Raw genomic sequence first — 22159 nt, 5'->3', positions numbered from 1 at the left:
TCACTGGAAGTCCAGGAACACGGTCTCACCCTCACCCTGGAGGCGGATGTCGAAGGTCAGGCCTCCGTCGGCGTCGCGCCGGGCAATGAGGGTGCTGCGGCGCTCAGGATCCAGCGAGCTGAGCAGGGGGTCGTTGGCCAGGGCTTCGGTGTCCTCCGGCAGGTAGATGCGGGTGAACAGCCGGTTGGTCAGGCCGCGGGCGAAAATGGCCACCGAAATGAAGGGTGCGGCCGCTGCTTTTCCGGGAACGGGCTTGGTGGGCCCCGGGTTGACGGTGGTGAAGGTGTAGACGCCGGAGTTGCCCACGGCGCCGCGGCCCCAGCCGGTGAAGGTGTAGCCGTCGCGGACCAGGGAACCGGTGCGCTGGACGATGTTGCCCTCGGCGTCGGGCTGCCAGATTTCCAGGATCGCGTCCGGGATGGCCTGGCCGGCGCCGTCGTAAACGGTGCCCTGCAGGCGGATGGATCCCGGTGAACCGGGAGCGAGGAGCTCGTTGTCTTTCTCGAACGGCAGGGCGTAGCCGTAGAACGGGCCGACCGTCTGGGCGGGGGTGGGTACCAGTTGGGTGCTCATTTTCCTACTCCTCGTCATCCCCGGCGTCGCCGTATGCCTCGTTTTCGGTCCAGGTCCGCTTGGGCCCTGTCAGGACGATGTCCCAGTTGTAGCCCAGGGCCCATTCGGGCTCGGTGAGGCTGTGGTCATAGCTGGCCACCAGCCGGTCGCGGGCGTCCTGGTCCACGATGGTCTGGTAAATCGGGTCGAGCGGGAAGAGCCGGTCGCCGGGGAAGTACATCTGGGTGATGATGCGCTGGGTGAACTCGGAGCCGAAGAGGGAGAAGTGGATGTGCGCGGGACGCCAGGCATTCAGGTGGTTCTTCCAGGGGTAGGCTCCGGGCTTGATGGTGGTGAACCGGTAGGACCCGTCGGGGCCGGTGATGCAGCGGCCGATGCCCGTGAAGTTGGGATCGATGGGCGCCGGGTGCTGGTCCCGCTTGTGGATGTAGCGGCCGGAAGCATTCGCCTGCCAGATTTCCACGAGCTGACCGGCCACCGGGCGGCCGTCGCCGTCCAGGACGCGGCCGGCGACGATGATCCGCTCGCCCTGGGGTTCACCATTGTGCTGGATGGTCAGGTCGGATTCCAGCGCGTGCACGTCCTGGTGCCCGAACGCCGGGGAGTACAGTTCGATGGTTTCCGGGTCCGTGTGGTGCAGGCTCTTGGTGGGGTGGCGCAGGATGCTGCTGCGGTACGGCGGGTAGTCCAGGCGGGGCTGGATTTCCGGCTGCGCGCCGTCCTTGAGCGCGCGCTGGTAGGCGTCGCCGATGGCATTGATCTCCGCGCTGAGATCGGCCTGCGTTTCGATGGCCTTGTCCAGCGGCAGGTGGGCCGCCTTCGGCTCGGCGGGCGGGACAAGCTCGTCCGATTCAAGCTGGGCGTTGGTCTCTTCCGGCACGTCCGGCTCCTTTCTGGTGGTTTTGCCTGGTGGTGGCTGGTGCGTGGGTTGTGTCAGGGGTGCAGTGAGTCGTACTGGACGGCGTGGCGGACCGGGGCGTTGGGTGCGCCGTAGCCGTTGTAGCCGCCGCGGCGTTCCACCATTTCGAAGAACACGCTGCCCACGGTGGCCGTGTAGAAGTGCAGGAATTCGCCGTCGGCATCCCGGTCATAGAGCAGGTTCAGCTCCTTGAGCGTGGCCAGGAAGCCGGGCTCGAGGTCGAACCGGGCGTCCAGGTCCTCGTAGTAGTTGGCCGGAATCTGCAGGAAGTCCAGGCCGCGGTCCCGGGCGGCGCGGGCGGTGGCCACCAGGTCATCCACGGCGAAGGCGATGTGTTCCTGGTAGGTCTTGTGCCCGGAGGCTTGCTGCACGGGCGCGAGGTTGAGCACCAGCCGCACGGCGCCGTCGGTGGTTTCCATGACCTGCGAGCGCACCAGGCCGCTGGGGCTGGGGACCTCGGCGAAGGGCTGCGGTTCCAGTGCCAGGGCACTGGTGTAGAAGAGGACCGCTTCGTCGAAGTGCTGCCACGGCTGGGCCAGGTTCACGTGGTCGATCACGGCGCTGGTTCCGGCGCCGTGATGCTCCAGGCCTTCCCCGAATTCGTGTGTCCACGCGGCGGTTCCGTCCGGGCTGCCCTGGCAGAGGAAGATCTCGGTGGAGTCCGGCGCGGAGATGCCCTGGAAGACCTCCTCGTCGGCCTGGACTTTGCGGGCCACCACGGGGGCCTTGAGCTGCTGGGCCCGGGCGGAGGCAATCACGGGGGAATCGACGTCGAACCCCAGGGCGGCGATGGACGGTTCGGTGTGCGAGGCCGCCTGCTCGTTGATGATCACCCGGGCCTGGCCCATGGTCCACAGCTGGACGTCCTTTGTGCGGTGGCGGCCTTCGAATTCGAAGCCGAGCTGGCCGAGGAGCTTCTCCAGCTGAGCGGTGTCGTCCGCCTTGACCTCGGCGAAGTTGAACCCGGCGGGCTCGTTCACCTTGGGCAGCGTGGCCAGCTCCATGGGATAACGACGGCGGTGTGCGCCGCCTGCGGCCGGGGTGCCTTCCGGAGCGTTCCCGGCCAGCCACTGGGCGCTCTGCTCCTCCAGCCAGATCAGCGAGCGCATGGCGTCGACGGCGGTGCGCTCCACGTCGGACTGCCGGAAGACGTCGTTGAAGACCTCCAGCGACACGGGCCCGGTGTAGCCGGCGCGGACCACGTGGCCCATGAATTTGGCGAGGTCGAACTGCCCCTCGCCGGGGAAGACCCGGTAGTGGCGGCTCCAGGACAGCACGTCCATGCTGAGTTTGGGGGCGTCGGCCACCTGGACGAAGAAGATCTTTTCCGGGTTGAACGCCTCGATGTGGGATGTTTCCCAGTCGCGGGACAGGATGTGGAAGGAGTCCAGGCAGGTGCCCAGGTTGGGGTGGTCCACCATCTCCACCAGGCGGTAGGCGTGCTCGTAGTCGTTGACGTACTTGCCCCAGGCCAGTGCCTCGTACGCCACGTTGATGCCGTGGTCCCCGGCCAGTCCTGCGAGCTGGGCCAGCTGTTCGGCGCGGAGGCCGTCGTCGTCGATGGTGGCGGTGGCGACGTTGGAGCAGACCAGGATGGTATCCATGCCCAGGCGGGACATGAGCGCGAACTTCGCCTCGGCCCGGCGGAGGTTGGCCTTGAGCAGGTCCGGGGTGACGCCGTCGAAGTCGCGGAACGGCTGGTAAAGGTCCAGGTCCAGGCCCAGGTCTGCCGCCATGCCGCGCACCTGCTCCGGGCTGAGCGGCGAGGTGACAAGGTCCTGCTCGAAGATCTCGATGCCGTCGAATCCCGCGATGGCGCAGGCCTGCATCTTTTCCTTTAATGTGCCGGAGAGGCAGACGGTGGCGATTCCGGTGCGCATCAGGCGGCCACCCCCTCGGCGGCCACGAGCTCCAGGAAGTGCGAGCGCATCCGGTCCGGGTCGGCGTCGAGGCCGGTGAAGATCCGGAACGCGTCGGCGGCCTGGCCCACCGCCATCCGGCCGCCGTCCAGGACGTCGCAGCCCTTGGCGCGGGCGCCGCGGACCAGCTCCGTGTCGATGGGCCGGTACACGATGTCCGCCACCCAGTGCCGGGACTCCAACAGGTCCAGGTCCAGGGGCACGCCGGGATGGGCGGCCATGCCCACGGGGGTGCAGTGCACCAGGCCGTCGGCCAGCCGCATGAGCTGCGGCAGTTCCGCCGTCGTCCGTGCCGTGACAATGCTGTCCGGGAAGAAGCCGGCCAGCTCCGAGGCGCGCGCGGCAGCGCGTTCGGGGTCCATGTCCACCAGGTCCAGTTCCTTCACACCGGCGCTGAGCAGGGCGTAGGCGACGGCGGATCCGGCACCCCCGGCACCGAGCTGCACCACCCGGTCCAGCCGCGCGCCGGGAAGGCCGGAGGCCAGGGCAGCGGCGAAGCCGGAGAAATCGGTGTTGTGGCCGATGAAGCGGCCGTCCCGGATGACCACCGTGTTGACGGCGCCGAGGCGGCGCGCATCCGGGGTGACCTCATCCAGGTGCTGCAGGACCAGCTGCTTGCAGGGATGGGTGATGTTCAGGCCGTTGAAGCCCAGAGCGCGGGCGCTGCGGAGGATTTCACCCACGGAGTCCCCTGCCAGGCCCAGTTCGAGGAGGTCGATGGGGCGGTAGAGGTAGCGCAGCCCCTGCACGTCCCCCTCCCGTTCGTGCATGGGCGGGGTGAGCGATGGCGTCACGCCATCTCCGACCAGTCCCACCAGGTAGGACTCAGTTCGTTGGCTCATCCGTGCAGCTCCTTTGGTAACGGCACCGTGCCGCCTGCGGCAGTCCGGTGACAGGGATTACAGTACAGCAATTGTTCATTCTGCGCACTACTGTTCGACTAGCGAACACTGAGAAGTGGCTACCGTTGCGGAAGGCGGGCAGCAAGCTCGGCCGCGGCGTCCTGGAGCAGCGGCACGTGGGCCTTCAGCGCCTCCAGGTCCATGCGGAACACCGGGACGGCGGTGGCCAGGGACGCGAACGCATGCCCCTGGCTGTTGAGCAGCGGGACGGCCACGGCCCGCATGCCGATCTCGTTCTCTTCATCCATCACGGCAAAACCCTGGCGGCGGACCTGCTCGATCTCAGCGCGGAACGCATCCCGGTCGGTGATGGATTTTTCGGTGAGCCCCTCCAGCGGCAGTTCCGCCAGGAGCTTTTCCCGTTCGGCATCCTCGGCAAAGGCAACCAGCGCCTTGCCGACGGCGGTGGCGGACAGGGAGCCCAGGTGGCCGGGGTCGCTGGTCACCCGGAACATCTGCGGGCCATCCACCTTGTTCACCGTCAGGTGGTGGTGGCCGTCCCGGACGCTGAGGATGGTGGCCTCGCCGGTCTGCTCCGTGACGCGGCGCAGGACGGGCATGGCCGCGCCGGCGAAACCGTGATGGTTGGAGACGCGCTGGCCCAGCTGGAAGATGCGCAGGCCCAGGTGGTAGCGCCGCCCGTCCGGCTCGTAGTCAACGAAGCCGTCGCGGGCCAGGGAGCCGAGGAGCCGGTAGGTGGTGCTGAAGGGAAGATCTGCCCTGCGGGAAATCTCAGCGGCGCTGGCACCGCGGGGCTCCTCCCCCAGCAGCACCAGCAGGCCCAGCGCCTTGCCCACCATGTCGGTGCGTTCTGCGCCTTTCTTCGAGGGCGCCGCGCCCCCCGGACCGGAAGGGGGCGCGCCCCCTGAGTCCGCCGGGCCATCCTGAACACCGTCGGTCATTGTGGCTTGATTCACACTCATGCCTCGATATTGCCACAATGTGAGAGCTATTTCTAGATGATGATTATTTTCTTGACAGGTGACGCCTCTCACAGACATCATTGCTGTATCGCACAAGTAGCTCTCACCATGTGGCTACTCGCTCGGGTCTTCAACGGACTCCAGCCGCATCGCGCCCCGCCCGCACCCAGGCCGCGGCGGCTGCGACTCCTGAACCATCGCGACAATGTCGTCACACAAAGGAACTCCATGAGCCAGACACTTCCTTCCGCCGGAGCGGGGACTGCCACGCACGCCGGAACACCCAAGAAGGCGGCACTCGCCAGCTTCCTGGGCAGCGCCGTCGAGTATTACGACTTCTTCATCTTCGGTTCCGCGGCTGCCCTGATCTTCCCCACGGTCTTCTTCCCCAACGCCGACGCCAACGCGGCCATCATGTCCTTTGCCACCTTCGGCTTCGCCTACGTGGCGCGGCCCGTGGGCGCCATCATCCTGGGCCACTTCGGCGACCGGGTGGGCCGCCGGAAGGTGCTCATGTTCACCCTGGTCCTGATGGGCGCCTCCACCTTCCTCATCGGCTGCCTCCCGGACTTCAACACCGTGGGCTGGTGGGCACCGGCACTGCTGGTGCTGGCCCGGCTCTGCCAGGGCCTCTCGGCCGCCGGCGAACAGGCCGGTGCCTCCTCGATGACCCTGGAGCACGCCCCGGACAACCGCCGCTCCTTCTTCACCTCCTGGACCCTCACCGGGACCCAGGGCGGCCAGATCCTCGCGGCCCTGGTCTTCATCCCCGTCCTTGCCCTCCCGGATGAGATCAAGTTCGGCATCGGCTGGCGCATTCCGTTCTGGCTGAGCGCCGTGGTGGTGGTTGTCGCGTTCTTCATCCGCCGCACCCTGCACGAGCCGCCCGCCTTCGAAGAGGCCCAGAAGTCCGCCCAGATCTCCAAGCTTCCCGTCGCGGACCTGCTCAAGGGCCACTGGCGCGACGTCCTCCGCGTCATCTGCTGCGCGTTCATCGCCGCAGTGTCCACCGTGTTCGGAACGCTGGCCATCAGCTACGCCAAGACCGTTGCCGGTGTTGACGGGACCACCACCCTCTGGCTCGTGGTGGGAGCCAACCTGGTGGCCCTGGGCACGCAGCCGCTGTTCGGCATGCTGGCGGACCGGATTGGCCGCAAGCCCGTGTACGTCTACGGCGCCGTGGCCAGCGCGGTGCTCACGCCGCTGTTCCTCCTGAGCCTGGAATCCGGCAGCGTGCCCCTGATGTTCCTGGCCGCGATCGGCATGTTCTCCTTTGGCTACGCCGCGGCCAACGCCGTCTGGCCGTCCTTCTACGCCGAAATGTTCAGCACCAAGGTCCGCTTCTCCGGCCTGGCGATCGGCACCCAGCTGGGCTTCCTGATGGCAGGCTTCGCCCCCGCCATCGTGGCGGCCATGGGTGGCATCAAGCCCGGCGGCTGGGTCCAGATCAGCATCTTCACTGCCGTGATCGCCGCCATCGCCGCCATCTCGGCACTGACGGCGAAGGAGTCCTACAGGATTCCCACCAAGCAGCTCGGCCTGAAGTAGGCGCCCGGCGCGTACGCTCCCTCCCGGTTACCGATTGAACAAAGCCCGCCACCTCCTGCAAAGCCCGGAGGTGGCGGGCTTTTTGCTGCCGCCGGGGGCGCGGGGGCGCGGGTAAGCGGGCAGGAACGCACGACGGCGGCCCGGAACCGGGTGCCTGGCTGCCGGCCCGGGTTCTGCGGGGTTACGGTTTGCCGGTCTCCAGCACCGAGGCGAGGTCGAAGTTCACCGGTTCCTCCAGCTGGGCATAGGTGCACGATTCCGGATCGCGGTCCGGCCGCCACCGGTTGAACTGGGCGGTGTGCCGGAACCGCTCTCCCTCCATGTGGTCGTAGCGGACCTCCACCACCAGCTCGGGCCGGAGCGGCACGAAGGACAGGTCCTTGCCGGCGCTCCACCTGCTGCCCTCGGCGTTGCGCGGCGTCCGTTCACCTTCCTCCTGCTTGGCCCAGGCCCAGGGATGGTTGTCGAAATCGGTCACCAGCGGCTGCAGCTGCTGGAACAGTTCCTGCCGGCGCTTCATGGGGAAGGCGCCGATGACGCCCACGCTGGCCAGGCCGCCGTCGTCCTTGTAAAGGCCCAGGAGCAGCGACCCGATGACGTCCGGGCCGCTCTTATGCAGGCGGTAGCCGGCCACCACGCAGTCCGCGGTGCGCTCGTGCTTGATCTTGAACATGGTCCGCTTGTCCGGCTCGTAGGTCCCGTCCAGGCGCTTGGCCACCAGGCCGTCCAGCCCTGCACCTTCAAACTGCTCGAACCACTGGCCTGCCGTGTCCTTGTCCGTGGTGGCGGCGGTGAGGTGGACCGGTGCCTTGCTGGCGGCGAGCGCCTTTTCCAGGGCCGCCCGGCGTTCGGCGAAAGGCCTGCCGGTGTAATCGTCATCGCCCAGGGCCAGCAGGTCAAAGGCCACGAACGAGGCCGGGGTCTGCTCGGACAGGAGCTTCACCCGGCTGGCGGCGGGATGGATGCGCTGCTGCAGGGTGTCGAAATCGAGACGGTCGCCGGAGGCACCGATCAGGATGATCTCGCCGTCCACCACGCAGCGCTCCGGAAGGTTTTCCTTCAGCGCGGCCACCAGTTCGGGGAAGTAGCGGGTCATCAGCTTCTCGTTGCGGCTGCCGATCTCCAGGTCATCGCCGTCGCGGAAAATGATGGACCGGAAGCCGTCCCATTTCGGTTCGTAGCTGAGGTCGCTTCCTTGAGGGATGCCGTCGATGCCGCTGACGGCCTTGGCGAGCATGGGCGGGACGGGCGGCATCACTGGAAGGTCCATGTGCCCATTCTTGCCCGGCCGGCAGTCCCCGCGGTACCCCTCCCGTGCGCGGCGCGCCGCTCCCCGCCCGGCCTACCCCGCCAGCAGCCAGACGATCAGGACCAGGACCGGCGCGGCCGCGGCCGTCGAAATCAGGATGGTCTCCCGCGCCACGGCCATGCCACGCCCGTATTTGCTGGCGAAGAGGAAGACGTTCTGCGCGGGTGGGAGCGCGGCCATGAGCACCACGCCGAGGAGCATGTGCGGCTCCAGGTGGAAGAGGAAACGGCCGACGACGAAGGCCACAGCGGGCATGACGGCGGACTTCAGCGCGGTGGCGGTGAGGATCTCCGCGGTGTGCCCGCCGCTGCGGAGCATCCGGGTGCCGCGAAGGGACATTCCGAATGCCAGGAGCACCACCGGCACGGCCGCCCCGCCCAGGAGCGTCAGGGGAGCCAGGACTGGCTCGGGGAGTTTGACGTGGAAGGCCGCCAGGACCGCACCCAGGAGGGTGGCGATGATCATCGGGTTGCGGAACGGCTGCGTGAGCAGGAGCCGCGGTGAGAACCGGCCGGCGGCGGACAGGTCCAGGACGGTCAGGACCAGCGGTGCCAGCAGGAGCAGTTGGACCAGGAGCACCGGGGCCACGGGGGTGGCATCGCCCAGCGCGTAAAGGGTGATGGGGATGCCGATGTTGTTGGCGTTGACGTAGGAACTGGCCATGGCACCCACGGCGGTGTCGGCAAGGGGCCGCCGGAACCAGATCCGGCTGGCGCCGACGTAGAGCAGGGCGGTTATCAAGGCGGTCAGCAGTGCCAGCGGCACATACGCGGAAAACACCACCGTGATGTCGGATTTCAGCACCACGGTAAAGAGAAGCACCGGGTTGGTGATGAAGAAGGCAATTTTGGTCAGTGCGGAGACCGTGTGTTCATCGCCCAGTCCGCACCGCGCGGCCACGTAGCCCACGGCAATCACGACGCCGATCACCGCCAGTCCGACCAGCACGCCGCCCATGGGGGTACTTCCTTTCCATCCCGCACTGCTGCGCCCTGCAGCGTGTGCGGTATTACAAGTACCAAACTTATAGGTCAAGTAGCTCCTCCGCATGCCGCGGTCAGCTATCGACACGGCCGGAGGCGGACGGTAAGGATTAACAATGGTCACCGTAGGATTCCACGCCTCGCATGAACAGATCAGTCCCGGCCGGCTGCTGCAGGATGTCCAGCACGCCGAGCGCGCCGGGTTCGACGCGGCGATGTGCTCGGACCACATCGAACCCTGGTCCGCGCGGCAGGGCCACTCCGGTTTCGCCTGGTCCTGGCTGGGCGCGGCGCTGGCCACCACCGGCCTGCGGTTCGGGGTGGTGACCGCACCCGGCCAGCGGTACCACCCCGCCATCATCGCGCACGCGTCCGCGACGCTGGCCTCGATGTTCCCCGGCAGGTTCTGGTTCGCGCCCGGCAGCGGGGAAAACATGAACGAGCACGTCACCGGCGACGCCTGGCCGCCGAAGGACATCCGGCAGCGCCGGCTGGAGGAGTGCGTGGACGTCATCCGGCGCCTGCACCGCGGCGAGGAGGTCACCCACCGGGGCCTGGTGACCGTGGAGCAGGCCCGGATCTGGGATGTCCCGGAATCGCCGCCACCCTTGATCGCGCCGGCCATCAGCGTGGACACCGCCCGCCGCGCCGCCGCCTGGGCTGACGGCCTGGTCACCGTGAACCAGCCGGCGCCGAAGCTCCGCGAGATGCTGGCCGCGTACCGGGACAACGGCGGCAAGGGCAAAGCCGTCCTGCAGGTGCACCTGTCCTGGGCCGGGAGCGAGGAAGAGGCCGCAGCCATTGCCCTGGACCAGTGGCGGACCAATACGTTCGCGCCGCCCATCCCCTGGGACCTGCCCACAGCGGGGCATTTCGACGGCGTGGGCGAGCATGTGCGCGAGGAGCAGGTCCGTAGGTCGGTGAATATCTCGGCCAGCCTTGGCCAGCACGTGGACTGGCTCGGCGGATACGCAGAGCTGGGCTTCGACGAGCTGTACCTGCACTTCGTCGCACAGGAGCAGGCGCCCTTCATCGACGCGTTCGCCGCGGACGTCCTGCCGCAGCTGCGCACCCGCGGCACCGCCGCTGCCGGAACCCCCGCGGAACCGCAGCTGGTCCGCGCTGCCGCAAATCCGGCGTCGGACGCTCCAGCATGAGGATCGCCGAGACGTCCGACCTGTGGTGGAAGAACGCCGTCATCTACTGCCTGGACGTGGAGACATTCTTTGACGACGACGGCGACGGCACCGGCGACTTCGCCGGCCTTACCCAGCGCGTGGACTACCTCGCAGCGCTGGGTGTGACATGCATCTGGCTGATGCCCTTCTACCCGACCCCGGACCGGGACGATGGCTACGACGTCACGGATTTTTTCGGGGTCGATTCACGGCTGGGAACCCTTGGGGACCTGGTGGAGTTCATCCGCGCCGCGAAGGACCGGGGCATGCGGGTCATCGCGGACTTCGTGGTGAACCACACCTCTGACCAGCACCCGTGGTTCGTGGAGGCACGGAAGTCCACCGACAACCCGTTCCGTGACTTCTACGTGTGGCGGCAGGACACGCCGCCGGATACGTCCTCGGAGGTGGTGTTCCCCGGGGAGGAGAACTCGCTGTGGACCCAGGACGAGGCAACGGGTGAGTGGTACCTGCATATGTTCGCCAAGCACCAGCCGGACCTGAACGTGACCAATCCGAAGGTCCGGGACCAGATCGCGAAGGCGATGGGGCTCTGGCTGGAGCTGGGGCTGGACGGGTTCCGGCTTGATGCGGTGCCGTTCTTCCTCGAGACGCGGGGGCAGCCGAAGGACGAGGCGGCGAACATCGACCCGCACGCCTACCTCGCGGCGCTGCGGAGCTTCGTGAGCAGGCGCAACGGGAGCGCAGTGCTGCTCGGCGAGGTGAACCTGCCGTACAAGGAGCAGCTGGAGTACTTCGGCGGGCCGGACGGCAACGAGCTGAACATGCAGTTCGACTTCATGTCGATGCAGCATATTTATTTGTCGCTGGCCCGGCAGGACGCGCGGGCGCTGGCCGAGACGCTCAAGAGCCGGCCCGCGATCCACCCGGACAACCAGTGGGCCATGTTCGTGCGGAACCATGACGAGCTGACACTGGACAAGCTCAGCGACGGCGAGCGGCAGGAGGTGTTCGCCGCGTTCGGGCCGGAGAAGAACATGCAGATCTACGGCCGGGGCCTGCGCCGCCGGCTGCCGCCGATGCTCGGCGGGGACATGGAGCGGCTGCGGATGGTGTATTCGCTGATTTTCTCCCTGCCCGGCACCCCGGTGCTCTTCTACGGCGAGGAGATCGGCATGGGCGAGGACCTGCGGCAAAAGGGCCGAGCCGCCGTCCGCACCCCGATGCAGTGGAACAGCGAAAAGAACGGCGGCTTCTCCAGCGCCAAGGCATCGGACCTGGTGGCGCCGTTGGTGCGCGGCGAATACGGCCCGGACCGCGTCAACGCGGCCGCGGGAAAGCGCGACCCGGAGTCGCTGTTCACCTTCATGGCCACCCTGATTGCCCGCTACCGGGAGGCGCCCGAGCTGGGCTGGGGATCGTTTGCGGTCATCGACCAGCCGGAACCTGCCGTGTTCGCGCACACGTGCAGTGCCGACGGCGGGACGCTGGTGCTGCTGCACAACTTCGGCGAGGGCACGGTGAAGGTCAGCGGAAAGGCAGTACCGGACGACGGCCCGGCTCACGCGTTCCGGGGCGCCGTGCTGCTGGACCTGTTCGACGGCGGCAACGTCGCCCTGGATTCCGACGGCGGCTTCTCGCTTGAGCTGGGGCGGTACGGCTACCGGTGGTTCCGTGTGCACCGCAAGGGCGACCGGCCGGCACCCTGACGGGGCGCCGCCGTCGTGCTTTGTGAAAAAATCAACCATGCGCGCCATGCAACACTCCAGCAAACTGCAGAACGTCCGGTACGAACTCCGCGGCCCCATCCTCCAGGCGGCCAAGAACATGGAGGCGGAGGGGCACCGGATCCTGAAGATGAACCTGGGCGACACCGCCCCGTTCGGGCTGGAAACCCCCGAGTCCGTGGTGGTGGACATGATCCACCACCTGCGCGGCGCCCAGGGCTACAGCGATTCGAAGGGCATCTTCTCCGCCCGGACCGCCATCTCGCAGTACTACCAGACCCGCGGGCTGATGAACATCGGCGTGGAGGACATCTTCGTGGGCAATGGGGTCAGCGAGCTGATCTCCATGTGCCTGCAAGCCTTCATGGAGAACGGCGACGAGATCCTGGTCCCCGCACCCGACTACCCGCTGTGGACGGCGGCCGTCACCCTCACCGGCGGGACTCCGGTCCACTACGCCTGCGACGAGGAGGAGAACTGGTGGCCCAACATGGCCGACGTCGAAGCGAAGATCACCGGCCGCACCAAGGGCATTGTGATCATCAACCCGAACAACCCCACCGGCGCCGTCTACCCCCGGCACATCCTGGAGCAGTTCGCCGACCTGGCCCGGAAGCACAACCTGGTCCTGTTCTCCGACGAAATCTACGAAAAGGTCCTCTACGGGGACGCCGTCCACATCCACACCGCTGCGGTGGCCGAGGACATCTGCTGCCTGACCTTCAGCGGCCTGTCCAAGGCGTACCGGATGCCGGGCTACCGCGCGGGCTGGGTGGCCGTCACCGGCCCACTGGCGGCAACCGCCGCCTACCGGGAGGGGCTGGAACTGCTCGCGTCCCTGCGGCTGTGCCCCAACGTCCCGGCGCAGCACGCCATCCAGACGTGCCTGGGCGGCTACCAGAGCATCGAGGCGCTGGTGGCGCCGGGCGGACGCCTGCGTGAACAGCGGGACCTCGCCCACAAGCTGCTGACCGCCATCCCGGGCATCACGTGTGTCCCGGCAGCGGGTGCCATGTACCTGTTCCCGCGGCTGGATCCGGACCTGTACCCGATTGCCAGCGACGAGCAGTTCGTCATCGACCTGCTCAGGGACCAGAAAATCCTGGTTTCGCACGGCACGGCCTTCAACTGGCCCACGCCTGACCACTTCAGGTTCGTGATCCTGCCGTCCGTGCTGGACATCGAGGAAGCGGTCCGCCGGATCGCCACGTTCCTGGCCACATACCGGAGCCGCGAGGCAGCGTAGCCTCCGCGGCCGGTTGCCGCTAGGGCTGCGGCGCTTTTTCTGCCGCAGCCCTGATCAGCCCTTCCGCTGCGGCCACGATCCGGTCCTGCAGCGGCGACGGCGCTGCCGCACCGTGCCGCCCGCTGCCCTCCTGCCCGCGGATCTCCACGGCCAGTGCGCTCATCAAATCCGCGTCCTCCGCCGTGGCCAGGTCGCTGCCGATGAGCTGGACCAGCACCTTCAGGCCGGCAAGCCGGCGCTGCGGGTCGCTCCCGTCCAAAGCTGCGTCAATGGCCCACTGCGCCCGCTTCCACCACTGGTCGCGCCGGTCCGCCCGGTCGCGCTGCCGGTACGTCAGGTAGGCGACCAGGACGACGCCGAAGGTCGCCAGGGGCGCCAGCGACGCGGCTGCCAGCATGGCCGCCCAGATTCCCTGCAGAATCTCCATGCCACCCCCATAGGCGGGCCGGGCACCCGGGCCCGGGAGGCCGCCGTCGGGCTTTGCGCCGACACTCCTTTATAGGACGGGCGCGTAGAACTAACCGGCAGCTAACCACAGGGAAACGGGCACGCAACATTCGCGGACCACACTGGACAGTGCAGGCAAGAGCCGGCACCAGCTCCAGCCAGGAGGCCCCGATGTTGAAGAAAGCGACCCCGCATGTAACCAGAGTCCGCGCCCTGGACCAGCTCCACCGCGGCGACGAAATCGAAGCCCGGCTTTCCGTGGGCCCCTCCTACGATGACGTGGTCATCCGCCGCGGCAGCGTCCAGGAGACCGCACCCGGCATCGGCGTCGTGTGGATCCTGGACCGGATCACCGGCCTGCGCAAGGCGGTCAACACGGACGAATGCACGGTGTGGCGCGTCGCCTGACTTCGTTTTCACGCACGACGGCGGCACACCAGTGGCGCGGCGACGGGCGCAGTCAGTAAGGACTGCCCGAAGCCACGGCCGGGAGCCGGCGTCAGCCGCCTGCCACCGACTGGATCACCACTACCTCCTGGCCGGGGGATACCGGGGTGTCCAGCCCTTGCAGGCGACGCACTTCATCACCGTCCACATAGATGTTCACGAAACGGCGCAGGGCCCCCGTTTCATCCCGGAGCCGCCGGCCCAGCACGGCGAAACCGGCGGTGACCGAGTCGAGGAGCTGCCCAACGGTCACCGGCCCGTCGGCGGGCGCAGTCAGTACGGACTGCCCGCCGGCCAGGGGCTGCAGGACGCTGGGCAGCACCACCGCAATGTCAGGCACCGGCCACCACTGCCGCGCGGACGCAGAGCACATCGGGCAGGTGCCCGATGACTTCCGTGAAGGTCTCCCCCTCGTCGGCGCTGGCGTAGACCGTCCCGCCGCGGGTGCCGAAGTACACGCCGGCGGGTTCTGCCGTGTCCACGGACGCGGCGTCACGCAGCACGCTGTTGTATTCGTGTCCGGGCAGCCCGGTGCTGAGCCGCTTCCAGGTGCTTCCGGCGTCGTCGGTCCGGTGCACGGCCAGTTCGCCGTCCGGCGGGATGCGTTCGCCGTCTGCCTTCAGCGGCACCACCCAGGCTGTTCCTTCCCGGCGGGGGTGCGTGAGCATGACGAAGCCGAAATCCGCGGGCAAACCGTCCGCGATGGACGTCCAGTTGTCCGCGTTGTCGTCCGTGCGGTACACGCCGTGGTGGTTCTGGGCGTAGAGCCGGCCGCCCACGGCGGCGTCGGCGGCGATCTTGTGCACGCATTGGCCGAACTCGGGGTTGGGGTCGGGCATGAAGTAGGCCGAGATCCCCTTGTTGCGGGGCTCCCAGGAGCTTCCGCCGTCGAGCGAGCGGTAGACGCCGCCGGTGCTCATTGCGATGTGGACGGTGTCCCCGGCGGGGTCCACCACGATCGAGTGCGCCGCCGCGCCGCCGTAGCCGGCGCCCCAGTCGCTGCGGTGCGGGTGGTCCCAGAGGCCGCGGTTCAGTTCGAAGTGTTCGCCGCCATCGGTCGATTTCCAGACGGAGATGGGCTCCGCGCCCGCCCACACCACGCCCGGCCGGGATTCGGCGTCCGGGTAGATCTGCCAGACACGCTCGACGGCGGCCCCTGTGTCCGCTGGAAAAGTGATGGCGCCGTGCTCGGGCTCGGCCCACGTGGCACCAAAATCATCCGAGTGCGCCACGGTGGGTCCCCAGTGTTCGCTGCGGACGCCCACCATGATGCGGGTGTGGCCGCCACGGGTGTCGATCCCGACGCTGGGAATCTCCGACATCAGGAAGTGGGGGCCGGTGAAGGACCATTCACGCCTGTCCCGGCTGGTGGCCAGCCACAGGCCTTTCTTGGTCCCGATCGCTAAGACAAAACTCTCTGCGGTTGCCATGCCCACCATGCAACCATCGCCCGGGACGGGCCGCAACGGTTTTTGGGCAACGGAGCCCGCGGGACGTTGGCCCGGCAGTGCGGGAAGTGCCTAGTCCACGAATTCGGACTGGGTTTCGATGAAGTCCCAGTCGGCGGGGGTCAGCACAGCGGCCGGGTTGCCCGGGTGGGGTCCGCCCGCTTCGGCGATTCCCTGGAGGACGGGCAGGGGCAGCTCGGCGGCACGAAGGTTTTCGCGGAGCCATTCCTTGCTGTCCAGGTCCAGGTCCAGCCACCACATGAAGATTTCCATGACCCGATCACCGGCCTTTCGTCTGATTCAACGTTAGGCGCGGGCGATTTCCGGGACAAGGCTCTGCCCTCCCCCGCAGGTACTTGCGGGCCAGATTCGGGTACCGGCAAGTAACCTTACTGTCCCTTGGCCGGGCAAAGACGAGTACCCCCTACTGAGGACCTGCCCCCGGGGCCGCCCCTAGCCTGAAACCTCAAGCAAGCTGACCGTGCTGCTGGGGCATACGGCGTCACCGCTGGTGTCCCCAGCCATGGTCCGTTTCACGCGATTACCTGGGGAGAAACCAATGAAACGCACCATAGGAACGCTGGGCGCCGTGGGCCTGGCAGCACTTGTCGTCGCAGCTCCGGCCGGCGCAGATGCCACGAAGAACAACCCTTGCGACGGTGGGGACAGTACGTGCACGGCCGCTTCGACCGGGGCTACCGGGAACGGCGCCAACAACGCCGGCGGGAACGGCGGGGGCAACAACGCAGGCGGCAACGGCGGAGGCAACAACGCCGGTGGGAACGGCAACGGCGGTGACCACGGAAGCGCCGGCGGCAACGGCGGTGGCAACGGCAGCGGCGGTGACCACGGAAACGCCGGCGGCAACGGCGGAGGCAACAACGCCGGCGGGAACGGCAACGCTGGCGGGGGCAACAACGCCGGCGGGAACGGCAACGGCGGAGGCAACAACGCCGGCGGGAACGGCAACGGCGGAGGCAACAACGCCGGCGGGAACAACGCCGGCGGGAACGGCAACGGCGGTGGCAACGGCGGTGACCACGGAAACGGCAACGGCAACGGCCACGGCGGGGGCAACAACGGCGGCGGGAACGGCAACGGTGGTGGGAACGGCGGCAACCACGGCGGCGGCGACCACGGCGGAGGCGGCGACACCGGAGGTGGAGATACCGGCGGCGGCGACACCGGCGGAGGCGGCGACACCGGCGGCGGAGATACCGGAGGCGGTGGCGGTCACGGCGGCGGTGGCGATCACGGCGGCGGCGACACCGGTGGCGGCGGCACCGGGGGAACGCAGACTCCTCCGCCCACGACGCCCACCGTGGTAACCCCGGTGACTCCGGTGACTCCGGTGACTCCGGTGCAGCAGGTGCCTGCCCCGGTGCAGCCGGCAGGCGGGGCAGTTGCTGCCGCGCCGGTCAGCACCGGAACCAACGTGGGCTACAACGCCCAGACGGCCGTGGGCGCCGACCCGACATCACCGGCCTGGCTGGGCGGCGTGGGCGCACTCGTGGCAGCGGGAGCCGCCGTCGCGGTCCGCCGCCGGTCCGAAGCGCAGCAGGCGGGCTGAGCCACCTGCCGCCGGGAGCCGGCGGCCCAGACAAGGAAGGCGTTCCGCCAGTGCCCGGCGGGACGCCTTCCTTCCTTTCACCGACACTTGAGGCAGGAGAGGCATGCCCACCCAGCACCGCCGCCCGCTGCGGCGATCCCTGAACCGAACCGACCTGGCTATTCTGCTCTGCGGCGCCCTGGCGGCCCTCGGGATCACCTTCGGCACGCCACTGCTTCAGCAAACCCCGTCACCCGCCGTCGTCCATGCCAACGCGGCAGCCTCGCCGGACCGCACTCAGGCACCCGCAGCGGTCAGCGCACCGGCGCCGGAAAACCCGACGGCGGCATCCGCCCAGCCTGCCACGGCACCAGTGCCGGGAACCGCGAGCCCGGCGGCCGCGGGGCCTGCCCTCCCGGAGACGTCCGCACCGGTCCGTATCACCTACCCCGGAGCGGACTTCGATGTGCCCGTCCATCCCCTCGAACCGGATACCGCCGCGCAGGAGAGCAGGACGATCATTCCGCCCGAGACCAAGGACGGCTACTGGCTTACCCCCTTCGGAACGCCAGGCCGCACCTCAACGAACACCACCTACGTCGTCGGGCACAGCTGGGATGGCGCGGACGCCCCCTTCAACCATCTGAGCTCGGCGGCCCGGGCAGGCGACCGGTTCACCGTGGAAACCGGTACAGGATCCATCACATACCGGGTGGACAGCGTGGACACCTACGTGAAGTCGAACCTCAAGGACAGCCCGGTCTGGGACATGGTGCCCAACAGGCTGGTCCTGATCAGCTGCTTCACGCAGGACCCATGGGGCAAGAACGTCGTAGTTACCGCCTCACCGGCAGGTCCATGACCCTGGCACACGGATGGGCCTGTTCACCCGCCCCGTCGCGGGCGGACAATGGGCTATGACATCGGATCGGTTCAGCGGCACCGCCCCGCTGCTGGTGGGCGTCATGCCCAGGCAGCATCCGGAAGTCCTCCTCACGGCGGCCACCCTGGCTGCCCGGTTGGGCCAGCCACTGGTCTGCGCCTACGTCGACGAGGCCAGCTACCTGGTGGAATGGGACCCTGCACGATCCGCCCATCGGCTCTCACTGCATCCTGATGCGGACGATGAAGACATCCGCACCCTGACCGCCGGACTGCAGGAAGACATCACGGCTGCCGTTGGCTCAGTGCCGGCCGGCACCGGCGCAGTGGAATGGACCCTGCGCATGCTGGCCGGCGACCCCGCCCGGGCGCTGGCCCGCCTCGCGGCGGAAACAAATGCGCCCATGATCGTGGTGGGCACCTCCGAACGGGGCTTTTCCCACCGGTTGTCGGAGGCACTCAACGGTTCGGTGGGCGCGTGGCTGAGCCATCACCAGAGCCGGCCGGTGCTGGTGGTCCCCTACCGGATGGCCGCCCATGAGGACCGCTGATCTACTGCTGTAACCCCTTGTGCCGCGGGACCGGGCACGGTCCGGGGCAGGGGCTTGATAATAAAGCGAAAGTAGTTATTCCGGGTGCTGGCGGACCCGGCTACCAGGCAGTAAGCTGAATCAGGCGGACCGGTTCCACGGATAGTGGATGCTGGCCTTAGCCCCAAGAGCTGCTCCGGAGTGCGTATCCCCCAATAACGCACTCCGGAGCTTTTTTGTGTCCGGAAACAGGAGCCTTCGCCGGCCGAAGGCATACCCCCTGGGGGTACTTGCGGTATACCCCAATGGGGTATATGTTGTGGGCATGGACGCAACCGAAGAAGCCGTGGCGGCGCCTGATGCTGGGCACGCAGCGGAACACGGGTACACCGCCAACAAGGATGCCTACCTGCGCCGGCTCAAACGCATCGAAGGCCAGGTGCGGGGCATCGCCCGCATGGTGGATGAGGACAAGTACTGCATCGACATCCTGACCCAGGTGTCAGCAGTCACCAAGGCGCTGCACGCCGTGAGCCTGGGCCTGGTGGAGGAACACATCGGCCACTGCGTCGTCGGCGCCGCGTCCGAGCCGGATCCCGCAGCACGGGCAGAAGCCATCGACGCCAAAGTGAAGGAAGCCGCCGAGGCCATCGGCCGCCTCCTGCGCTGACACAAGCCCCTGGATTTCAACTGAAACAACATCCGGCCACCGCCGGAAGCTACGAAGGAGCAGCGATGAGCACCACTTCCCCTACCACCACCACCGTGAGCGTCTCCGGGATGACCTGCGGGCACTGTGTCTCCGCCGTCAGCGAGGAACTCGAAGCCCTTGCCGGGGTGGAAGCCGTGGACGTCGACCTCAATGCGGGCGGCATTTCCACCGTGACCATCACGTCCACGGGGCAGCTGTCCCCGGCGGAGATCGGCGAAGCCGTGGCTGAAGCCGGCTACCTCGTCGTGGCCAACGAAGCCTAGGACCAGGCGCAGCCCCGCACTATCCGAGAGGACGGAATGAGCCACCAGGAACTGCTGCACCAACCCGGAACCCGGGTGGTGGAGCTGGACATCGAAGGCATGACGTGCGCGTCCTGCGTCAACCGGGTGGAAAAGAAGCTCGGGAAGCTTGAGGGTGTGGCGGCAACGGTTAACCTGCCGCTGGAATCCGCGTACGTCACGGTTCCGGAGGGCATCACCGACGACCAACTGGTCACCACGGTTAACGCGGCCGGGTACAAGGCAACAGTCCGGACGCCGCCGGCGCCTGCGGCTGATGAAGCCGCGGCCGGAGCGGACCACCTTACCCACGGGGGCACTGCCGCGCAGCTCCGGCCGCGCCTGCTTCTCGCCGCTGCGCTCACCCTTCCGGTGTTCCTCATCTCCATGGTGCCGGCGTTCCAGTTCCCTCACTGGGGATGGGCCGCAGCGGTGCTTGCACTGCCGGTGGTCACCTGGGCGGCATGGCCCTTCCACCGGGCCGCGGCCGTCAACGCGAGGCACCTGGCGTCAACCATGGACACGCTCGTGTCCATCGGAGTGACGGCCGCCTACCTGTTCTCGGCCTGGCAGTTGGCCGCCGATCCATTGATGACCGCACACCCGGGCATGGAGGGCATGGGGCCCGGCGGCCTGTACTTCGAGGTGGCAGCCGTGGTCACCACCTTCCTGCTGCTGGGCCGCTTCCTGGAAGCCAACGCCAAGCAGAAGGCCGGCGACGCGCTGCAGGCCCTCCTCAACCTCGGCGCCAAGGATGCCATCGTCCTCGAATCGGGCGTTGAACGCCGGGTTCCGGCGGACCGGCTCCGCGTGGGGGACGTCCTGGTGGTCCGGCCCGGAGAGAAGATTGCCACCGACGGTGTGGTGGTTGACGGGACGTCTGCCGTGGATGCTTCGCTGGTCACCGGGGAGTCGGTCCCCGTGGAAGTGGGTCCGGACAGCAAGGTCACCGGCGCCACCATCAACACCTCCGGGCGGCTGCTGGTACGGGCCACCCGTGTGGGATCCGAAACCACGCTGGCGCAGATGGCCCGCCTGGTTTCGCAGGCACAGACCGGAAAGGCACCCATCGCGCGGCTGGCGGACCGGATCAGTGCCGTCTTCGTTCCCGTGGTGCTGGCCATTGCCGCCGCAACGTTCCTGCTGTGGCTCCTCTTCGCCGGTCCGGGTGCGGGCACGGACGGACTGCGCTCCGCCTTCACCGCCGCCGTGGCGGTCCTGGTCATCGCCTGCCCGTGCGCCCTCGGCCTGGCCACCCCGGTGGGCCTGCTGACCGGCACGGGACGCGGCGCCCAGTTGGGCATCCTCATCAAGGGCCCCCAGGTCCTGGAGGATACCCGCACGGTGGACACCATCCTGCTGGACAAGACGGGCACGGTGACCACAGGGGTCCTGGCAGTCGATGCCACGGAGGCCTTCGCCGGGTTCAGCGGCACGCAGGTCCTCCGCCTGGCCGGAGCCGTCGAGGCTGCCTCCGAACACCCAGTGGCGCGGGCGGTCGCGGCGGCGGCCGCCCACGAAGGGCTTCACACGCCCGACGCCGGCCGGTTGCCGGGCGTCGAAGGCTTCCACTCCGCGCCGGGCGGCGGAGTCTCCGGCACCGTGGACGGACAAACGGTCCTGGTTGGCCGGTCCGGATGGCTGGCGCACAACGACGTCATCCCCTCTCCGCAGCAACAGCAGGCGCTGGCCACGGCCGAGGCGTCAGGCTCCACCGCCGTGTGGGTGGCCGTGGACGGCGTTCCCGCGGGGATCATCAGCCTGCGCGACACTGTCAAGGAGGGCTCGGCGGCCGCCGTCGCACGCCTGAAGGACCTGGGCCTGCGCCCCATCCTGCTGACCGGCGACAATGCCGCGGTTGCCGCCCACGTGGCTGACGCCGTCGGAATTGCCCCCGCGGACGTGTACGCCGGGGTCCTCCCCGAGGGCAAAGTGGAGGCCGTCCGGAAGCTGCAGGCGGGAGGGGCCACCGTGGCCATGGCCGGCGACGGCGTCAACGACGCCGCGGCACTGGCCCAGGCGGACTTGGGCATCGCCATGGGGTCCGGGACGGATGTGGCCATCGAAGCGGCGGACCTGACGATGATGGGCAACGACCTTGCGCAGGTGGCGCAGGCGATCGAACTGTCCCGGCGGACCTTGGCCACCATCAGGACCAACCTGTTCTGGGCGTTCTTCTACAACGCCGTGGGAATCCCGGTGGCCGCCCTGGGGCTGCTCAACCCGATGATCGCAGGGGCAGCGATGGCCGCCAGTTCAGTGCTGGTGGTGGCCAATTCGCTGCGGCTGCGGAGCTTCGGGAAGTAGAGTGCCGCCGGGACGCCGTTCAAGCGGCGCCGTAGCGGACCGCCGCCCGCGCCTTGGCCTTGGCGGCCTCCGCCTCGCGGTCCTTTGGCGGGGCCTGCGTCACCAGCGACTCCAGCAGGTGCTGGGTGATGTGGGCGATCTCGTGGACCGCCTTATCGAAAGCCTCCTGGTTGGCCTTGGACGGCTTGGTGCTGCCGCTGATCTTGCGCACATACTGCAACGCCGCGGCATGCACTTCCTCGGAAGTGGCGTGCGGCTCGAAGTTGTGAAGGGTTCGGATGTTCCGGCACATAGTGCCATGCTAGGCTCTGGATCGCCTGGGATCGACCCCCATGGCCTGCCTGCGGGCGGCCTGGGGTGGCCGGCCA

Annotated in this window: 23 protein-coding genes; 11 read left to right on the top strand and 12 right to left on the bottom strand. The window is 68.2% G+C overall.

Annotation, left to right across the window (positions count from 1 at the left end):
• The 5 genes from pcaG to AS031_RS16580 form a co-directional block, all read right to left on the bottom strand.
• The gene (pcaG, locus tag AS031_RS16600) at positions 1–573 is read right to left on the bottom strand and encodes a protocatechuate 3,4-dioxygenase subunit alpha (protein WP_058269270.1); all 573 of its coding nucleotides are present in this window, start codon (positions 571–573) and stop codon (positions 1–3) included.
• A gap of 4 nt (positions 574–577) precedes the next feature.
• A complete protein-coding gene (pcaH, locus tag AS031_RS16595; protein WP_058269269.1) occupies positions 578–1453 on the bottom strand; it encodes a protocatechuate 3,4-dioxygenase subunit beta in 876 nt (291 codons plus the stop codon).
• A 53-nt stretch (positions 1454–1506) separates the two neighbouring features.
• Complete coding sequence (locus AS031_RS16590) at positions 1507–3372, bottom strand: bifunctional sugar phosphate isomerase/epimerase/4-hydroxyphenylpyruvate dioxygenase family protein (protein WP_058269268.1); 1866 nt, start codon at positions 3370–3372, stop codon at positions 1507–1509.
• Positions 3372–4253, bottom strand: coding sequence for a shikimate dehydrogenase (locus AS031_RS16585; protein ID WP_058269267.1), 882 nt, complete (start codon positions 4251–4253; stop codon positions 3372–3374). Before AS031_RS16585 ends, AS031_RS16590 begins: the two co-directional genes overlap by 1 nt.
• A gap of 119 nt (positions 4254–4372) precedes the next feature.
• Positions 4373–5113, bottom strand: coding sequence for an IclR family transcriptional regulator (locus tag AS031_RS16580; protein ID WP_058269266.1), 741 nt, complete (start codon positions 5111–5113; stop codon positions 4373–4375).
• A 351-nt stretch (positions 5114–5464) separates the two neighbouring features.
• On the opposite strand from AS031_RS16580, the gene AS031_RS16575 reads away from it, so the two are divergent.
• On the top strand, positions 5465–6784 hold the full coding sequence (locus AS031_RS16575; RefSeq protein ID WP_058269265.1) for an MFS transporter: 1320 nt from the start codon (positions 5465–5467) through the stop codon (positions 6782–6784).
• A gap of 181 nt (positions 6785–6965) precedes the next feature.
• Here AS031_RS16575 and AS031_RS16570 read toward each other — a convergent pair whose 3' ends face one another.
• Positions 6966–8054 carry an ATP-dependent DNA ligase gene (locus tag AS031_RS16570; RefSeq protein WP_058269264.1) on the bottom strand — a complete coding sequence of 363 codons (1089 nt, stop codon included), beginning with the start codon at positions 8052–8054 and terminating at the stop codon, positions 6966–6968.
• A 72-nt stretch (positions 8055–8126) separates the two neighbouring features.
• The gene (locus tag AS031_RS16565) at positions 8127–9050 is read right to left on the bottom strand and encodes an AEC family transporter (protein ID WP_058269263.1); all 924 of its coding nucleotides are present in this window, start codon (positions 9048–9050) and stop codon (positions 8127–8129) included.
• A gap of 142 nt (positions 9051–9192) precedes the next feature.
• Here AS031_RS16565 and AS031_RS16560 point away from each other — a divergent pair, with 142 nt between their 5' ends.
• From AS031_RS16560 to AS031_RS16550, 3 genes are read left to right on the top strand one after another with little or no spacing between them, the layout of a single operon-like run.
• A complete protein-coding gene (locus AS031_RS16560) occupies positions 9193–10233 on the top strand; it encodes a TIGR03885 family FMN-dependent LLM class oxidoreductase (protein ID WP_058269262.1) in 1041 nt (346 codons plus the stop codon).
• Positions 10230–11924, top strand: coding sequence for an alpha-amylase family protein (locus AS031_RS16555; RefSeq protein ID WP_058269261.1), 1695 nt, complete (start codon positions 10230–10232; stop codon positions 11922–11924). Before AS031_RS16560 ends, AS031_RS16555 begins: the two co-directional genes overlap by 4 nt.
• Positions 11925–11961: 37 nt before the next feature.
• Positions 11962–13188: a pyridoxal phosphate-dependent aminotransferase gene (locus tag AS031_RS16550; protein ID WP_058269260.1), complete on the top strand. Its 1227-nt coding sequence runs from the start codon at positions 11962–11964 to the stop codon at positions 13186–13188.
• Positions 13189–13207: 19 nt separating this feature from the next.
• On the opposite strand, the gene AS031_RS16545 is transcribed toward AS031_RS16550, so the two are convergent.
• Positions 13208–13615 carry a hypothetical protein gene (locus AS031_RS16545; RefSeq protein WP_058269259.1) on the bottom strand — a complete coding sequence of 136 codons (408 nt, stop codon included), beginning with the start codon at positions 13613–13615 and terminating at the stop codon, positions 13208–13210.
• Positions 13616–13806: 191 nt separating this feature from the next.
• Between AS031_RS16545 and AS031_RS16540 the strand changes: the two genes are divergently transcribed.
• A complete protein-coding gene (locus AS031_RS16540) occupies positions 13807–14043 on the top strand; it encodes a hypothetical protein (RefSeq protein WP_058269258.1) in 237 nt (78 codons plus the stop codon).
• 91 nt (positions 14044–14134) lie between these two features.
• Here the strand turns inward: AS031_RS16540 and AS031_RS16535 are convergent, their stop codons facing one another.
• The 3 genes from AS031_RS16535 to AS031_RS16525 all read right to left on the bottom strand — a co-directional run bounded on the left by AS031_RS16535 (position 14135) and on the right by AS031_RS16525 (position 15803).
• Positions 14135–14455 (bottom strand): MoaD/ThiS family protein, encoded by a 321-nt coding sequence (locus tag AS031_RS16535; protein ID WP_371325994.1) that lies wholly within the window; start codon positions 14453–14455, stop codon positions 14135–14137.
• Positions 14415–15521 carry a WD40/YVTN/BNR-like repeat-containing protein gene (locus AS031_RS16530; protein ID WP_058269257.1) on the bottom strand — a complete coding sequence of 369 codons (1107 nt, stop codon included), beginning with the start codon at positions 15519–15521 and terminating at the stop codon, positions 14415–14417. The genes AS031_RS16535 and AS031_RS16530 overlap by 41 nt, the downstream gene beginning before the upstream one ends.
• Positions 15522–15602: 81 nt before the next feature.
• Entirely contained in the window at positions 15603–15803 is a 201-nt protein-coding gene (locus tag AS031_RS16525; RefSeq protein WP_058269256.1) for a hypothetical protein, read from the bottom strand.
• A gap of 286 nt (positions 15804–16089) precedes the next feature.
• Between AS031_RS16525 and AS031_RS19965 the strand changes: the two genes are divergently transcribed.
• The 6 genes from AS031_RS19965 to AS031_RS16495 all read left to right on the top strand — a co-directional run bounded on the left by AS031_RS19965 (position 16090) and on the right by AS031_RS16495 (position 21791).
• Positions 16090–17100 carry a hypothetical protein gene (locus AS031_RS19965; protein ID WP_058269255.1) on the top strand — a complete coding sequence of 337 codons (1011 nt, stop codon included), beginning with the start codon at positions 16090–16092 and terminating at the stop codon, positions 17098–17100.
• A 103-nt stretch (positions 17101–17203) separates the two neighbouring features.
• Complete coding sequence (locus AS031_RS16515; RefSeq protein WP_058269254.1) at positions 17204–17941, top strand: class F sortase; 738 nt, start codon at positions 17204–17206, stop codon at positions 17939–17941.
• Between the two features lie 55 nt (positions 17942–17996).
• On the top strand, positions 17997–18512 hold the full coding sequence (locus AS031_RS16510) for a universal stress protein (protein WP_058269386.1): 516 nt from the start codon (positions 17997–17999) through the stop codon (positions 18510–18512).
• 304 nt (positions 18513–18816) lie between these two features.
• Complete coding sequence (locus AS031_RS16505; RefSeq protein WP_058269385.1) at positions 18817–19161, top strand: metal-sensitive transcriptional regulator; 345 nt, start codon at positions 18817–18819, stop codon at positions 19159–19161.
• 65 nt (positions 19162–19226) lie between these two features.
• Entirely contained in the window at positions 19227–19466 is a 240-nt protein-coding gene (locus AS031_RS16500; protein ID WP_058269253.1) for a heavy-metal-associated domain-containing protein, read from the top strand.
• Positions 19467–19502: 36 nt separating this feature from the next.
• Complete coding sequence (locus AS031_RS16495; RefSeq protein ID WP_058269252.1) at positions 19503–21791, top strand: heavy metal translocating P-type ATPase; 2289 nt, start codon at positions 19503–19505, stop codon at positions 21789–21791.
• Positions 21792–21810: 19 nt separating this feature from the next.
• Here the strand turns inward: AS031_RS16495 and AS031_RS16490 are convergent, their stop codons facing one another.
• Positions 21811–22083 (bottom strand): DUF2277 domain-containing protein, encoded by a 273-nt coding sequence (locus AS031_RS16490; RefSeq protein WP_058269251.1) that lies wholly within the window; start codon positions 22081–22083, stop codon positions 21811–21813.
• Between the last annotated feature and the right edge of the window lie 76 nt (positions 22084–22159).

Origin of the sequence: Pseudarthrobacter enclensis (genome assembly GCF_001457025.1) — a bacterium.
Classification (GTDB): domain Bacteria; phylum Actinomycetota; class Actinomycetes; order Actinomycetales; family Micrococcaceae; genus Arthrobacter; species Arthrobacter enclensis.
This window is presented reverse-complemented; position numbering and strand designations above follow the sequence as displayed.

Bases quoted from the DNA above. Each gene is read 5' to 3' on its own strand.
- AS031_RS16555 (WP_058269261.1), top strand. From the start codon at position 10,230: ATGAGGATCGCCGAGACGTCCGACCTGTGGTGGAAGAACGCCGTCATC.
- AS031_RS16560 (WP_058269262.1), top strand. From the start codon at position 9,193: ATGGTCACCGTAGGATTCCACGCCTCGCATGAACAGATCAGTCCCGGC.
- AS031_RS16585 (WP_058269267.1), bottom strand. From the start codon at position 4,253: ATGAGCCAACGAACTGAGTCCTACCTGGTGGGACTGGTCGGAGATGGC.
- AS031_RS16490 (WP_058269251.1), bottom strand. From the start codon at position 22,083: ATGTGCCGGAACATCCGAACCCTTCACAACTTCGAGCCGCACGCCACT.
- AS031_RS16565 (WP_058269263.1), bottom strand. From the start codon at position 9,050: ATGGGCGGCGTGCTGGTCGGACTGGCGGTGATCGGCGTCGTGATTGCC.
- AS031_RS16530 (WP_058269257.1), bottom strand. From the start codon at position 15,521: ATGGTGGGCATGGCAACCGCAGAGAGTTTTGTCTTAGCGATCGGGACC.
- pcaG (WP_058269270.1), bottom strand. From the start codon at position 573: ATGAGCACCCAACTGGTACCCACCCCCGCCCAGACGGTCGGCCCGTTC.
- AS031_RS16505 (WP_058269385.1), top strand. From the start codon at position 18,817: ATGGACGCAACCGAAGAAGCCGTGGCGGCGCCTGATGCTGGGCACGCA.
- AS031_RS16515 (WP_058269254.1), top strand. From the start codon at position 17,204: ATGCCCACCCAGCACCGCCGCCCGCTGCGGCGATCCCTGAACCGAACC.
- AS031_RS16525 (WP_058269256.1), bottom strand. From the start codon at position 15,803: ATGGAAATCTTCATGTGGTGGCTGGACCTGGACCTGGACAGCAAGGAA.
- AS031_RS16540 (WP_058269258.1), top strand. From the start codon at position 13,807: ATGTTGAAGAAAGCGACCCCGCATGTAACCAGAGTCCGCGCCCTGGAC.
- AS031_RS16510 (WP_058269386.1), top strand. From the start codon at position 17,997: ATGACATCGGATCGGTTCAGCGGCACCGCCCCGCTGCTGGTGGGCGTC.
- AS031_RS16570 (WP_058269264.1), bottom strand. From the start codon at position 8,054: ATGGACCTTCCAGTGATGCCGCCCGTCCCGCCCATGCTCGCCAAGGCC.
- AS031_RS19965 (WP_058269255.1), top strand. From the start codon at position 16,090: ATGAAACGCACCATAGGAACGCTGGGCGCCGTGGGCCTGGCAGCACTT.
- AS031_RS16500 (WP_058269253.1), top strand. From the start codon at position 19,227: ATGAGCACCACTTCCCCTACCACCACCACCGTGAGCGTCTCCGGGATG.
- AS031_RS16580 (WP_058269266.1), bottom strand. From the start codon at position 5,113: ATGGTGGGCAAGGCGCTGGGCCTGCTGGTGCTGCTGGGGGAGGAGCCC.
- AS031_RS16535 (WP_371325994.1), bottom strand. From the start codon at position 14,455: ATGTGCTCTGCGTCCGCGCGGCAGTGGTGGCCGGTGCCTGACATTGCG.
- AS031_RS16590 (WP_058269268.1), bottom strand. From the start codon at position 3,372: ATGCGCACCGGAATCGCCACCGTCTGCCTCTCCGGCACATTAAAGGAA.
- AS031_RS16575 (WP_058269265.1), top strand. From the start codon at position 5,465: ATGAGCCAGACACTTCCTTCCGCCGGAGCGGGGACTGCCACGCACGCC.
- AS031_RS16545 (WP_058269259.1), bottom strand. From the start codon at position 13,615: ATGGAGATTCTGCAGGGAATCTGGGCGGCCATGCTGGCAGCCGCGTCG.
- AS031_RS16550 (WP_058269260.1), top strand. From the start codon at position 11,962: ATGCGCGCCATGCAACACTCCAGCAAACTGCAGAACGTCCGGTACGAA.
- AS031_RS16495 (WP_058269252.1), top strand. From the start codon at position 19,503: ATGAGCCACCAGGAACTGCTGCACCAACCCGGAACCCGGGTGGTGGAG.